This window comes from Streptomyces sp. NPDC093094 (genome assembly GCF_044754345.1).
Lineage (GTDB): Bacteria > Actinomycetota > Actinomycetes > Streptomycetales > Streptomycetaceae > Streptomyces.
The window spans coordinates 689,493-702,467 of sequence record NZ_JBIVOX010000001.1 but is presented as its reverse complement, the minus strand read 5'-3'; the positions used below and the strand labels follow the sequence as shown (position 1 = coordinate 702,467).

The 12,975-nt window shown below is 71.9% G+C and carries 10 protein-coding genes, 1 tRNA gene, 1 pseudogene and 1 riboswitch; of the genes and pseudogenes, 3 read left to right on the top strand and 9 right to left on the bottom strand.

All coding sequences use genetic code 11. The features are described from left to right. Nucleotides 1-11: 11 nt before the first annotated feature. Genes ACIQGV_RS02755 through ACIQGV_RS02745 form a run of 3 tightly spaced genes read right to left on the bottom strand, consistent with a single transcriptional unit; the run spans nt 12 to nt 3,176 of the window. Entirely contained in the window at nt 12-866 is an 855-nt protein-coding gene (locus ACIQGV_RS02755) for a carbohydrate ABC transporter permease (RefSeq protein WP_402489390.1), read from the bottom strand. Next, nucleotides 859-1,854, bottom strand: coding sequence for a carbohydrate ABC transporter permease (locus ACIQGV_RS02750; protein ID WP_402489387.1), 996 nt, complete (start codon nt 1,852-1,854; stop codon nt 859-861). The genes ACIQGV_RS02755 and ACIQGV_RS02750 overlap by 8 nt, the downstream gene beginning before the upstream one ends. A 5-nt stretch (nt 1,855-1,859) precedes the next feature. Beyond that, entirely contained in the window at nt 1,860-3,176 is a 1,317-nt protein-coding gene (locus tag ACIQGV_RS02745) for an ABC transporter substrate-binding protein (protein WP_402489385.1), read from the bottom strand. A gap of 199 nt (nt 3,177-3,375) precedes the next feature. Between ACIQGV_RS02745 and ACIQGV_RS02740 the strand changes: the two genes are divergently transcribed. Further along, on the top strand, nt 3,376-5,166 hold the full coding sequence (locus tag ACIQGV_RS02740; protein WP_402489382.1) for a coagulation factor 5/8 type domain-containing protein: 1,791 nt from the start codon (nt 3,376-3,378) through the stop codon (nt 5,164-5,166). A 40-nt stretch (nt 5,167-5,206) separates the two neighbouring features. On the opposite strand, the gene ACIQGV_RS02735 is transcribed toward ACIQGV_RS02740, so the two are convergent. From ACIQGV_RS02735 to ACIQGV_RS02725, 3 genes are all read right to left on the bottom strand, one after another. Continuing rightward, nucleotides 5,207-6,127 carry an LLM class flavin-dependent oxidoreductase gene (locus tag ACIQGV_RS02735; protein ID WP_402489379.1) on the bottom strand — a complete coding sequence of 307 codons (921 nt, stop codon included), beginning with the start codon at nt 6,125-6,127 and terminating at the stop codon, nt 5,207-5,209. 191 nt (nt 6,128-6,318) lie between these two features. After that, a complete protein-coding gene (fusA, locus tag ACIQGV_RS02730) occupies nt 6,319-8,373 on the bottom strand; it encodes an elongation factor G (protein ID WP_402489377.1) in 2,055 nt (684 codons plus the stop codon). Nucleotides 8,374-8,875: 502 nt separating this feature from the next. Then, nucleotides 8,876-9,577, bottom strand: coding sequence for a DNA polymerase beta superfamily protein (locus ACIQGV_RS02725; protein WP_402489375.1), 702 nt, complete (start codon nt 9,575-9,577; stop codon nt 8,876-8,878). A gap of 289 nt (nt 9,578-9,866) precedes the next feature. On the opposite strand from ACIQGV_RS02725, the pseudogene ACIQGV_RS02720 reads away from it, so the two are divergent. After that, nucleotides 9,867-10,424 (top strand): annotated as a pseudogene (locus ACIQGV_RS02720) (glycerophosphodiester phosphodiesterase family protein); the annotation flags it as partial. Nucleotides 10,425-10,507: 83 nt separating this feature from the next. Here ACIQGV_RS02720 and ACIQGV_RS02715 read toward each other — a convergent pair. Both ACIQGV_RS02715 and ACIQGV_RS02710 read right to left on the bottom strand, forming a co-directional pair. After that, complete coding sequence (locus ACIQGV_RS02715) at nt 10,508-11,272, bottom strand: CbtA family protein (protein WP_402489372.1); 765 nt, start codon at nt 11,270-11,272, stop codon at nt 10,508-10,510. An 18-nt stretch (nt 11,273-11,290) separates the two neighbouring features. Next, on the bottom strand, nt 11,291-11,518 hold the full coding sequence (locus tag ACIQGV_RS02710) for a CbtB-domain containing protein (RefSeq protein ID WP_402489370.1): 228 nt from the start codon (nt 11,516-11,518) through the stop codon (nt 11,291-11,293). 61 nt (nt 11,519-11,579) lie between these two features. After that, nucleotides 11,580-11,667, bottom strand: a riboswitch (cobalamin riboswitch). Nucleotides 11,668-11,779: 112 nt separating this feature from the next. Here ACIQGV_RS02710 and ACIQGV_RS02705 point away from each other — a divergent pair. Then, nucleotides 11,780-12,391, top strand: coding sequence for a histidine phosphatase family protein (locus tag ACIQGV_RS02705; RefSeq protein ID WP_402489367.1), 612 nt, complete (start codon nt 11,780-11,782; stop codon nt 12,389-12,391). A gap of 215 nt (nt 12,392-12,606) precedes the next feature. On the opposite strand, the gene ACIQGV_RS02700 is transcribed toward ACIQGV_RS02705, so the two are convergent. Continuing rightward, nucleotides 12,607-12,691 (bottom strand) — tRNA-Leu (locus ACIQGV_RS02700). Nucleotides 12,692-12,975 lie beyond the last annotated feature (284 nt).

The window sequence follows — 12,975 nt, the reverse complement described above, 5'->3', positions numbered from 1 at the left end:
AGAGCTGTTGATCACTTGACGGCTCCTGCCGTCAGTCCGGCGACGAGATAGCGCTGGAGCAGCAGGAACCCGGCCACCACGGGAACGCTGACGACGAGCGAGGCGGCCATGATCTGGTTCCAGTACACGTCGTTGAGCGTGGAGTAGCCCTGGAGGCCGACCGCGAGCGTGCGGGTGGTGTCGTTGGTCATCACCGACGCGAACAGCACTTCGCCCCAGGCGGTCATGAAGGCGTACACGGCGACCGCGATGATCCCGGGCACGGCGGCCGGCACGACCACCCGGAACAGCGCGCCCAGCGGGCCGCAGCCGTCCACCATCGCCGCCTCGTCGAGATCGCGCGGCACCGAGTCGAAGTACCCGATGAGCATCCAGATCGAGAACGGCAGCGAGAAGGTGAGGTACGTCAGAATCAGCCCGCCGCGCGAGCCGAACAGCGCGATGCCGGTGGCGTTGCCGATGTTGACGTAGATCAGGAACAGCGGCAGCAGGAAGAGGATGCCGGGGAACATCTGCGTCGACAGCACGGTCACCGTGAACACCCGCTTGCCGCGGAACTCGTACCGGCTGACCGCGTAGGCGGCGAACACGGCGATGACCACCGAGCAGGCGGTCGCCGCGCCCGCCACGATCAGCGAGTTCACGAAGTACTTCGCGAGCGGCACGGTCGACCAGATGTCGATGTACGGCCGGATCGTCAGACCGCTGGGCACCCAGCGGAACTCGCCGGTGACGTCCGCGAGCGGCTTGAGCGAGCTGGAGACCATGACGTACACCGGCACGAGCACGAAGCCGGTGAGCAGGGTCAGGAAGATGCGGCGCGTCCACAGGAAGGAGCGCGGCGCCGCCATCGGGGACCTAGACATCGGCGGGCCTCCGTCCGCGCGAGGTGAGGGCGAGGTAGCCGCCCGTCACGACCAGAAGGAACAGCAGCAGCAGGACGGACATCGCCGAGCCGGTGCCGAAGTTCCAGGTGACGAAGGACGCCTGGTAGATGTGGACCGAGATCAGGTCGGCGGCCTCGGGGGCCGACTTGCCGAACATCACGTACGGCGTGTTGAAGTCGTTGAACGTCCACAGGAACAGCACCAGTACCAGCACCTGGTTGACCGGCCGCAGCGACGGCAGGGTGATGCGGCGCAGCTGCTGCCACACCCCGGCGCCGTCCAGCGCGGCGGCCTCGTACAGCTCCCGCGGGATGTTCTGCAGGCCGGCCATCACGATGAGGAAGGCGAACGGCCAGCCCTTCCACACGGACACGATGAGCAGCGCCCAGAAGCTGTTGTCGCCGATGAGCCAGAAGGAGTTCTCGTCGGTGATGCCGAGCTGGTCGTGCAGGACGTGGTTCACCAGGCCGTTGTCGCGCTGGAACATGAACACCCAGGTGATGACGGCCGTGTAGACCGGCAGGGCGTACGGGACCAGGAACAGCGCGCGCAGCAGGCCGCGGCCGCGGAAGGTGTCCTGCATGAACACCGCCGCCGCCGTGCCGATCAGCCAGCACAGGCCGACCGAGAGCAGGGTGAAGGAGCAGGTGACCAGGAAGGAACGGAGCAGCGACTCACCGACGGGGCCGTTGAAGTCGACCGACATCGTGTAGTTGTCGAGGGCGTTCCAGGGGGCCGCGCCCCAGTCCCGGAGGGTGAACTGGGTGAGCTCCTTGAAGCTCATCACGATGCCCATGACCATGGGCACCAGATGGACCAGGAGTTCGAGGACGAGGGCGGGCAGGAGAAGGAGATAGGGCAGCGAGGCGCGGTGGAGCCGCCCGGTGCGGCGGCGGGGGCCGCGCGCCGCACCGGGGGTGGACTTGACCGCCGGGCGCTCGACCGCCTGGGGGGTCGTGGTGGTCATCTCACTCACTTCGCCGGCATCTGCTGCTGGGCCTTCTCCAGCGCGGCCTTCACCGACTTCTCGGTCACCGGGCGTCCGGCGGCCACGTCGGCGAACAGTTCCTTCACGGCCGTGCCGACCGCGGTCTCGAACTGGGACTCGTCGGCGACCTGCGGCAGCGCGGCGGCGCTCTGGGCGAGGGTGTTCTTCAGGACGGCGTTCGCGGGCGTGTTGAACGCGGGGTCCTCCTGCGCGGCCTTGACCGGCGGGATGGAGCTGTACGCCTGGTTGAGGATCTTCTGCTCGGCGTCGCTGGTCATGAACTTCACGAACTCGGTCGCGCCGGAGATGTTGTCGGTGTTCTTGAAGACGGCGAGGTTGATGCCCGCGACCATGGAGTTGGCGCCGGTGCCGGTGCCGGGGGTGCCGGACTGCACGGGGATCGGGGCGATGCCGTAGGCGTCCTCGCTCATGCCCTGCGACTTGAGGTTGGCGGACGCCGACTGCCACATCAGCATCGCCGTCCTGCCCTTGGCGAAGTCGCTGACCGACTGGTTCTGCGCGTACTCGGCGTTGCCGACGGGGATGGCCTTGTCCTTGGCCATCAGGTCGACGTACTGCTTGACCGCGTCGACCGCGCCGTCGGAGGTGAAGTCGGGCTTGCCGTCGGCGGCGAAGAAGTCGGCACCGTGCTGCTTGGCGAAGACGAAGACGTGGTGGACGTTCTCCGTGGGGTTCGCCCCCTCGGCGCCCAGGACCTGCTTGCCGTCGGCGGATATCTTCTTGCCGGCCGCGACCAGCTCGGCCCAGGTGGCCGGCGGCTTGGCGACCCCGGCGTCGGCGAAGATCTTCTTGTTGTAGTAGAGGGCGTACGCCATCGAGTACAGCGGGACCGCGGCCGGGTCCTGGTCGGACGCACCGGTGGAGCCGAGGGCGGAGTCCACGAAGCGGTCGCGGCCGCCGATCTTGTCGAAGTTCGCCTTGTCCCAGGGCAGCAGGGCACCGGTGGCCTGGAGCGAGGCGGACCAGGTGTTGCCGATGTTGAGGACGTCGGGTCCCTGGCCGGAGGTGGTGGCGGTCAGGATCCGGTTGAGCAGGTCCGACCAGGGCACGACCTCCAGCTTCACCTTGATGCCCGTCTGCTTCTCGAACTTGTCGAGCTCGGGCTGGAGGACCTTCTTGTCGATCTCGACACTGGCGCCCTGGTTGGACGCCCAGTAGGTGAGGGTCTTGGGTGAGTCGTCGGATCCGCCGCCGGAGGACGAACCCCCTCCGCAGGCCGCGGTGACGAGGGCGAGTGAGAGAGTGACGGCGCCTGCCGCCGCGGCTCTGAGGTTGCGCATGGTTCGGCTCCCGAATGCCTCAGGACTTAATTTAGGACGTGAGTTAATCCTCCCGAAGCAGCACCGTCAAGAGTTGCGGCAGGATCCGCCCAGTCCGGTCCCAAGTCTTGACGTTCACGTTCGGACAGTTGAAGCATTCAATCGCGAGAGAGCGCTCCCAGACTCCCCACTGTTCACTTCCTGAAGCAGGAGCCGCCCCATGCCCGACATTTCGCCCCAGCGGTCCGCCGTCGGCCGCCGAGCCGTGCTCGCCGCCGCCGTCTCGGCGCCCGTGCTCGCGGGGCTGTCCACACCGGCCTCCGCCACCACGCCGTCCGCCGCCCGGGGCCGCCGCCCCCACGCCCTGCCCGGCGGCGGGGACCTGGGCCCGAACGTGCTGGTCTTCGACCCGTCCACACCGGACATCCAGGCCCGGCTCGACGAGGTCTTCCGCCGGCAGGAGTCCGCGCAGTTCGGCACCGGCCGCTACGCCCTGCTGTTCAGACCGGGCACCTACCAGGGCCTGAACGCCCAGCTCGGCTTCTACACCTCGATCGCGGGCCTCGGCCTCTCCCCCGACGACACCACCTTCCACGGCGACGTCACGGTGGACGCGGGCTGGTTCGGCGGGAACGCCACGCAGAACTTCTGGCGCTCGGCGGAGAACCTCGCCCTCGTGCCCGCGAGCGGGACCAACCGCTGGGCGGTCGCGCAGGCCGCGCCCTTCCGCCGGATGCACGTGCGGGGCGGCCTGGACCTCGCGCCCTCGGGCTACGGCTGGGCCAGCGGCGGCTACATCGCCGACAGCCGCATCGACGGCCAGGTCGGGCCGTACTCGCAGCAGCAGTGGTACACCCGCGACAGCTCGATCGGCAGCTGGCTGAACGGCGTGTGGAACATGGTCTTCTCCGGCGTCGAGGGCGCCCCCGCGCAGAGCTTCCCGAACCCGCCGTACACGACGCTGGACACCACACCCGTCTCACGGGAGAAGCCGTTCCTGTACGCCGACGGCGACCGGTTCCGGGTCTTCCTGCCCGAGAAGCGCGTCGCCGCCCGCGGCACGACCTGGGGGAACGGCACCCCGCGCGGCACCTCGCTGCCGCTGTCGCGGTTCTACGTCGCCCGGCCGGGCGTGTCCGCGGCCACCCTGAACCAGGCGCTCGCACAGGGCCTCCACCTGCTGCTGACGCCCGGCATCTACCACCTGGACCGGCCGATCCGGGTGAACCGGGCGAACACCGTGGTCCTGGGCCTCGGCTACGCGACCCTCGTGCCGCAGGGCGGGGTCACGGCGCTGCGGGTCGCCGACGTCGACGGGGTCCGGCTGGCCGGCTTCCTGATCGACGCGGGCCCGGTGAACTCACCGACGCTGCTGGAGATCGGCCCGAGCGGGGCCGGCCGTGACCACTCGGCCAACCCCACGACCGTCCAGGACGTGTTCATCCGCATCGGCGGCGCGGGCCCCGGCAGGGCCACCACCAGCATGGTCGTCAACAGCCGCCACACGATCATCGACCACACCTGGGTCTGGCGCGCCGACCACGGCGACGGCGTCGGCTGGGAGACCAACCGGGCCGACTACGGCGTCGTCGTCAACGGCTCCGACGTCGTGGCCACCGGCCTGTTCGTGGAGCACTTCAACAAGTACGACGTCCAGTGGTTCGGCGAGCGCGGCCGGACGGTCTTCTTCCAGAACGAGAAGGCGTACGACGCCCCGAACCAGGCCGCGATCCAGAACGGCAAGGTCCGGGGCTACGCCGCGTACCGGGTCGGCGACCGGGTGCGCACCCACGAGGGCTGGGGGCTCGGGAGCTACTGCTTCTACAACGTCGACCCGACGATCGTGCAGGACCACGGCTTCGCCGCGCCCGTCCGGCCGGGGGTGAAGCTCCACGACCTGCTCGTGGTCTCCCTCGGCGGCAACGGACAGTTCGCGCATGTCGTCAACGGCATCGGCGACCCGACCTCGGGCACGTCGACCGTGCCGTCGACGGTGGTGTCGTACCCGTGAGGGCCGTCCCGGCGGGCCGAGGGCCTCGCGCCGGGCGGGTTCAGGCGGTCCGGGCCGACAGGGTCGCCTCCCGGACCGCCGGGGCGATCTCCTCGGCCCAGCGGCCCAGGGTGACGTCGTAGGGAGCGGGGTCGCCGTCGACGCGGAAGTGGACGAAACCGGCGGCCCCGTGCTCCAGGACCGCGCCGGTCAGCTCCTCCACCCACTGTCCGGCCGAACCGCCCAGCCAGCGGCCCTCGCGGTCGCGCGGCGAGGCCAGCGGGGTGTCGGTGATGAGCCCGGGCAGGTTGTAGACGGTGACGACGTCCGCGGGGTCGCGCCCCGCCGCCGCGGCCGCCTCGTCGATCACCGGGCGGGAGTCGCGGTAGCGGGCGCTCAGCCAGTCGGCCGCGTGGCCCGGGATCCAGCCGTCGGCCACCCGGCCGGCGGCCGCGAGCGACTTGGGGCCGACCGAGCCCAGCCACACCGGCGGCGCCGCCACAGGCGCCGGTTCGAGGTCGCGCACCTGGTGGAACTCGCCCTCGAAGGTCACCGGCTCCCCGCCGCCGCACAGCGCGCGGATCAGGGTGACCGCCTCCTCCATCGCCCGCACGGCGGCCCCCGGGCCGAGACGCGGCACGCCCATCTTCCCGATCTCGTCCCACAGCCCGCCCGCGCCCATGCCCAGCACCAGACGGCCCCCGGTGAGCGCGGAGAGCGAGGTGATCTGGCGCGCGAGCATCGGCGCGGGGCGGGTGGGCAGATTGCTGACGCTGACCAGGCCCGAGATCCGCCGGGTGCGGCCGAGCGCGACCCCCGTGATCGAGTAGCCGTCGAGACGCCCGCCGAAGTACGGGTGGTCGGAGACGGTGAACAGGTCCAGGCCCTGCCGGTCGGCCTGCTCCGCCTGGCGCAGCGTGGCCTCGGCCTCGTGGACCCCGGTGAGGCCGCCGGTGCCGAACAGCGGCTTGCGTACGGTCATGGTGATCGATACCCCCGTATCATCAAGTTCGTACTACGAACTATTCGCACTACGAACTATATGGAGGTGGGGGCGCGTTGTAAACCGCACCCCCACCCGCCCCACAGGCGGCCGCGCCCCCACCCGCCCCACGGCCGACGGCGGCCCCGGCCGAGGAGGCCGGGGCCGCCAGGAGCGGGACCGACCGCGCGCTAACGCGTGGCCGCCACCGTCCCGGCCGGGGCCTGTGCGTACCCGGTCGGCCGGGCGGTGAACGTGCCCCGGCCCTGGGTGCGGCCGCGCAGACGGGTCGCGTAGCCGAAGAGCTCGGCCAGCGGCACCGTGGCGGTGACGACCGCCGACCCGGCGCGCGCGACCGAGCCGGTGACCCGGCCCCGCCGTGCCGCGAGGTCGCCCAGCACCCCGCCCACGGCGTCCTCGGGCACGGTGACGGTCACCTCCGCGACCGGCTCCAGCAGCACCATGACGCAGCCGCGCAGGGCCTCGCGCAGCCCGAAGCGGCCGGCCGTGCGGAAGGCCGTCTCCGAGGAGTCCTTCACATGGGTCGCCCCGTCGGTGAGGGTGACCCGCACCCCGGTCACCTGGTGCCCGCCCAGCGGCCCCTCGGCGAGGGCGTCCCGGCAGCCGGCCTCCACGGCACGGACGTACTCCTGCGGGACCCGGCCGCCGACGACGGCCGAGCGGAACTCGAACCCCGTGCCGCCCGTCGGCTCGACGTCCAGCACGACATGGGCGAACTGCCCCGCCCCGCCGTCCTGTTTGACGTGCCGGAACACCACGCCCGACACCCCCCGTTCCACCGTCTCGCGGTAACTCACCCTGGGGCGGCCCACATTGACCTCCAGGCCCAGCTCGCGGCGCATCTTCTCCACCGCGACCTCCAGATGCAGCTCGCCCATGCCCGACAGCACCGTCTGCCCCGTCTCCGTGTCGGTCCGCACCCTCAGGGACGGATCCTCCTCGGCGAGCCGGGCCAGCGCGGACGCCAGCCGCCCCGTGTCACGGGACGTACGGGCCTCCACCGCCACCGACACCACCGGGTCGGCGACGCCGGGCGGTTCGAGGACGACCGGCGCGTCGGGCGCGCACAGGGTCGAGCCCGCGCGGGCCGACTTCAGCCCGACCACGGCCACGATGTCACCGGCGACGGCGCGCTCCAGCGGGGCGTGCCGGTCGGCCCGGACCCGCAGGATGCGGCCGATCCGCTCGGTGCGCCGCGCGCCCGCGTCCCACACCGCGTCACCCTTCTCCAGCGTGCCGGAGTACAGCCGCAGGAACGTCAGCCGCCCGGTCGGGGTGGCCTGCACCTTGAACGCCAGTGCGGCGAGGGGTGCCTCGGGGTCCGCGGCGCGCTCCTGTTCCCCGCCCGCGTGCTCGCCCCGTACGGGCGGCACGTCGAGCGGGGACGGCAGATACGCCACCACGGCGTCCAGCAGCGGTTCGATGCCGCGGTTGCGGTAGGCGGAGCCGCACAGCACCACGACGCCGTCACCGCTGCGGGTCAGGTCGCGCAGAGCCGCGGTCAGGGCCTGCGCCGACAGGGTCTCCCGGTCGCAGAACTCCTCCAGCGCGGCCGGGTGGCGCTCGGCGACGGCCTCCTCCAGCATCCTGCGGCGGCGTACGGCCTCGTCGTACAGGCCGGCCGGCACCGGGCCCTCCTCGGGCGCCTCGGCACCGTCGGCCCACACCAGCGCCCGCATCCCGATCAGGTCGACGACGCCGGTGAAGCCGTCCTCCGCGCCGATGGGCAGCTGCACGACCAGCGGGACCGGATGCAGCCGCTCCCGGATGGAGCCGACGGCTCGGTCGAGGTCGGCGCCCGCACGGTCCAGCTTGTTGACGAAGGCGATCCTCGGCACGCCGTGCCGCTCGGCCTGCCGCCACACCGACTCGCTCTGCGGCTCCACGCCCGCCACGGCGTCGAACACGGCGACGGCGCCGTCCAGCACGCGAAGCGAGCGCTCCACCTCGTCGGCGAAGTCGACGTGGCCCGGTGTGTCGATCAGGTTGATCCGGTGGCCGTCCCAGGCACAGCTGACGGCCGCGGCGAAGATGGTGATGCCCCGGTCCCGCTCCTGCGGGTCGAAGTCGGTGACGGTGGTGCCGTCGTGGACCTCACCGCGCTTGTGGGTGGTGCCGGTGGCGAACAGGATCCGTTCGGTGACGGTGGTCTTGCCCGCGTCGACGTGGGCGAGGATGCCCAGGTTGCGGACGGTGGCGAGAGGGTTGCTGACGTTGGCGCGCACGGCCTTTGGCCTTTCGGATGGTTCCGTGGGAGGGCGGCGCGATTCACCGTGACGACGGCGCGCGACGGCGCGTCGGATCAGTGCGTGTGCAGAACCGTGGAGGTGTCCGTCACGGCGTCCGGTGCCGGCCGCGCAGCGGGCACCGGGCGGACGAGGACACCAGGATCACCTCGGACCGGGAGCGGGGAACGACGACAGCGGTGCGGTCACGCACGGCCCGGCTCCCCTCGCTCGACACGGCGGCACCCCACCCGTGGGAGAGGGCGGCGTGCTCTGGTGTGGCGAGTGTAGGGAACCGGACCGCGCGAAGGCACGGGGTTTTTCTCACCCCGCCCTTCCCGCACGGCACTTCCCGTACGACGCCGGTCGTACGGGGCCGGTCGTACGGGGCCGGTCGTACGGGGCCGGTCGTACGGGGCCGGTCGTACGGGACTTCTCCCGGGGCCTTCCCCGTAGGGCGTTCCCCGTGGGGCGCTTCCCCTACGACTCTCGGGTACGGCTCTCAGGCGACGGTGCCGGCGGACACGTAGAAGTGCCGGCGGACGCCGCGCAGCCAGGCGTCGGCCGCGGCCTCGTCCGGCTCCTCGGGCAGGGCGCTCCGGGTCTCGGCGAAGGCCGACTCGAAGTGGGCGAGCAGCGGGGCCGCGGCGTCGGGGTCGGCGGCGACCTGCTCGCCGAACCGGTGATAGCTGTCGGGGTCCTCGACCCGGATGGTCAGCCCACCCGTGCGGTACAGCTCGAAGCCCTGCTCGCAGAGCCGCTTGAGATGCCGGGCGTGCTTCGCGGTCCGCTTGCGGGTGTCGGCGGAGAACGACCCGTCGCCGCGGCTGACCAGCTTGCGGAACTGCTGGGTGGCGTAACCGAGATAGGCGTCGCGGACGCGCCGGGAGCTGAGGAACGACGCACGTATGCCGACGAGTTCGTCGCCGAGCGGGGTGCGCACCTCGTACAGCTCGTCGGGCAGCCAGACGAGTTCCATGACGGTCGGGTTGCCGCCGAGGGCGAGTCGGCACCACTTGGCCGCCTCGTGCAGGGTGCGGTCGGGGTGGGTGGTGACGTGGGAGTCCTTCGGGGTGCGCAGGCCGAGCAGCTGCTCGGTGGGGGTCGCGAACAGGCCGAGGCGGTCCACGTCGGAGCCCTCGCGGGCGAGGCCGTACGCGGTCGAGCCGACGACGCCGGACAGCAGGATGTTGGTGACGGTCACGAAGGCCCCCCGAGGTGCCGGAACTGCGGGAACGCGTACGCGGATGTACGACGCCGAACGGCCATGATGACCTGCGGGCCGGGGGGAGCTCCCCCGAATTTCGGGGGCGCGGCGCCGGGCGCGTCCTTGGCGACGCGTTTCCGGGTGGCCGGATCGTGTCGCCGTTCCTCCGGCGTTCACGGCGTTCCTCCGGCGTTCACGGCGATCTCATGCCGACGCCCTCGGCACACGCCCGGCGCCGCACTAGCGTCCTGTGGTCGTCACACCCGACACGACGAGTGAGGTTGCGATGTCCGTCGGACGCTTCGTCGCAGGCATGGCCCTGCTGCCGGTGCTCGCACTGCCCGCTCCCGCCCGTGCGGCGGAGCCCGGCCCTCAGGTGCAGCACCGCGGGGCCCGCTTCGACCTCCAGGCCCACCGCGGCGGCCTCGGCATGACGACCGAGTCGTCGCTGGAGGGTTTCGCCAAGGCGCTGCGGCTCGGCGTCTCCACGCTGGAGCTGGACACCCAGGTCACCAAGGTGGTCGTCACCCACGACCGTCAGGTCAGTGCCGTCAAGTGCAGGGACACCGCGCCGGTCGTCCCGGGCGACCCGGTGTACCCGTACGTCGGCAAGTACGTCAAGGATCTGACGCGGGCGCAGATCAGGACCCTGGACTGCGGCTACCGGCAGCTGCCCGGCTTTCCCGAGCAGGAGCGGATCGAGGGCCTGCGGATGGCCGAGCTGAAGGACGTGTTCGCCCTGGTCGAGCGGTACCGGGCCCGGCGGGTCACCCTCAACGTCGAGACGAAGGTCGAGGCGGGCGCTCCCGAACAGACCGCGCCGCGCGAGCTGTTCGTCCGCCGGGGCGCGGGCGGGACGGACGGGTGACTCGGTCGGACCTGCCGGGCGCGCCCCCGGCGGATCCGACCGCGTCGTTCCGCGCCGGACTACGTCGCGGAGAGGCTCGCCGCGCCGGCCTCGGCCGGGGCGGCCTGCCTCGGCACCAGGGCGCGTTCCGCCAGGAGGCCGAAGAGCAGCCCGAAGACGGCCCAGAGCAGGGCCTGGACACCGAGGGAGGCCATACGGAACTCCCACAGCTCGGTGGCCGGGAAACCGTCGGGCACGTTGTCGCCCGACGGCAGGAACACCATCGCGGCGGTCACGGCCGCCACGAAGGCCGCCCCGGCCGCGACGGAGGCGTTCCAGTTGCCCCACGCGGGGGCGAGACGGCGGCCCAGCAGGACGGCCGCGACGCCGAGCAGGACGCTCAGCGCGATCATCAGGAAGTACAGGGCGGTCCGCTGGTCGATGCTGCCGGGGTCGCCGACGGCCGGCGGATTGGCCGGGTACTTCAGGGTGGGCACCAGGTAGAGGGTGAGAAACGCGCCGAGCGCGGTCAGGGCGGCCGTGGCGCGGGGGCCGAACCGGCCGATCCGGCCCAGCGCGAAGCAGAACGCGAGCGCGGCGATGCCGCCCACGGCCACGCCGAAGACGAGGACGCCGGTGGCCAGACCCGCGGTCGACTGCACCGACCTGCTGACCAGTTCCTCCCCGCCGGCGGCGTGGTGGTGGGCGTTGCCCTCCTCGAAGGCGATCGCCGCGTCGACGGGTCCTTCACCGACCAGATACGCGAAGACGAAGGCGAGCAGTCCCGCGCCGAGGCCGGCGAGCATGCCGCGCACCAGCAGGGAACGCACTATGGCGGAGTTCATCGGTGTGTGTGCTCCCCGTCAGTGGCAGGGGAAGCCGAGCAGGTGGCGTCCGTCGTGCACCCACTCGTGGACCCCCTCGCCCGAGAAGACGGCGAAGGCACCCTGCTCGGCGCCGACGAAGTAGAGCAGGACGAGCATCATGAGGCCGAAGAACACGGCCCAGGGCAGGACGGCCCGGACGGGCAGCGGGGTGGCCGACGGCAGAGCTGCGGGGAAAGGGGCGGGGGCGGCAGTGGACTGCGCCATGGCGAGACCTCCTCGGGAACACGCGTCCCGTTTCGTGTGGAGCACTCGACGACGGCATCGGGTCTGACTCACCGCCGTCCCCCCACCCCGTGGGGCAGGAGCCGGCGGCACACAGTGGCGCGACCGTGCCGGTTTTCCACCGGACTTCCGAAGCGCCGTCGTCCTTGTCGCCCAGATAGTAGGGGCAGGACGACATCCGGCCAACATGGCGTGCGCCACCTAGGATGGCCGGTCGGTGTGGATTCGGCCAGGGGGGCTCATATGACGACACGGCTCACGCTGTTGTGCGCCGTCGCGCCGGCGGGGCGGGAGGTGCGCTTCGGCGATGCCGAGCCCGACGCGCGGGATCTGCGGCGGGTGCCTCCTCTCGCCGCGTCCCTGCCCGCGTCCGGCGACCGTCTCACGGCGCCCTCACAGCGCTGCCGCCGGACCGCGGAGGCCCTGGGGTGGCGGACCGCCGTCGTCGAACCGGCCCTGCGCGACATGGACATGGGCGGCTGGTCGGGCCGCACGCCGGACGAGGTCGTCACGGCCGACGCCACCGCGTTCGCCGCCTGGCTGAGCGATCCGGAGGCGGTCCCGCACGGCGGCGAGTCCGTGGCCGACGTGTGCCGCAGGGTCGCCGCGTGGATCGAGTCGCTGCCTTCCGACGCCGGACGGCTGCCGGCCGTGGTCGAGCAGGCAGTGGCGCGTGCCGCGGTGCTCTTCGCGCTGTCCGCTCCGCCGGAGTCGTTCTGGCGCGTCGACGTGCCGCCGCTGAGCGCCGTCCGGCTCACCGGCCGCGCCGGACGCTGGAACCTGCGGCTGGAACCGGCCTTCGGAGAGGGAACGGCCCCGGGAGAGGACCCGGAGGAGGACGGTGGAACCGGCTGAGCGGGCCGCCCGCACAACCGCTCGCCGACCACTCGTCCACCGCTTGTCGACCGCCCCTCGACCGCTCGTCCACCGCCTGTCGGCCGCTCGTCGAGCATCCGCCGGCTGTCCGTCGGTGCCGGCCGCTCGCCGGCTGTCTGCCGATCGCCTGTCGGCCGGTCATGCAAAATGCGGGCCGAGGCTGCTCGCCTCGACCCGCACATGTCGGTGATGAGTGTCCGAGGGGGGACTTGAACCCCCACGCCCGATAAAGGGCACTAGCACCTCAAGCTAGCGCGTCTGCCATTCCGCCACCCGGACAAGGTGTCTGCCGCTTTGAGCGGGGTGTTCCCCGCGGCGACATGGACAACGATACCAAGGTTTTGGAGTGCCTTTCACCTGCATATCCGCACCCCGTCGCAGGTCGGGGCACGTCCGCACGCTCCGGGCGCGGATCCTCACCGAAAGTGACCGAAGGCCGTCGGCCGCCCCCGGGACCGCCACCTGGGCACCTCGGTGGTGGTTCCTCCCTTCCGGACTGCGGCGGCAGCCCGGCCGCCTCGGCGATCCGTGCGGCCTGCGCCGAGGCGACGGCCATGGCGATG

Bases quoted from the DNA above. Each gene is read 5' to 3' on its own strand.
- ACIQGV_RS02755 (WP_402489390.1), bottom strand. From the start codon at position 866: ATGTCTAGGTCCCCGATGGCGGCGCCGCGCTCCTTCCTGTGGACGCGC.
- ACIQGV_RS02750 (WP_402489387.1), bottom strand. From the start codon at position 1,854: ATGACCACCACGACCCCCCAGGCGGTCGAGCGCCCGGCGGTCAAGTCC.
- ACIQGV_RS02745 (WP_402489385.1), bottom strand. From the start codon at position 3,176: ATGCGCAACCTCAGAGCCGCGGCGGCAGGCGCCGTCACTCTCTCACTC.
- ACIQGV_RS02740 (WP_402489382.1), top strand. From the start codon at position 3,376: ATGCCCGACATTTCGCCCCAGCGGTCCGCCGTCGGCCGCCGAGCCGTG.
- ACIQGV_RS02735 (WP_402489379.1), bottom strand. From the start codon at position 6,127: ATGACCGTACGCAAGCCGCTGTTCGGCACCGGCGGCCTCACCGGGGTC.
- ACIQGV_RS02715 (WP_402489372.1), bottom strand. From the start codon at position 11,272: ATGAACTCCGCCATAGTGCGTTCCCTGCTGGTGCGCGGCATGCTCGCC.
- ACIQGV_RS02710 (WP_402489370.1), bottom strand. From the start codon at position 11,518: ATGGCGCAGTCCACTGCCGCCCCCGCCCCTTTCCCCGCAGCTCTGCCG.
- ACIQGV_RS02705 (WP_402489367.1), top strand. From the start codon at position 11,780: ATGACGACACGGCTCACGCTGTTGTGCGCCGTCGCGCCGGCGGGGCGG.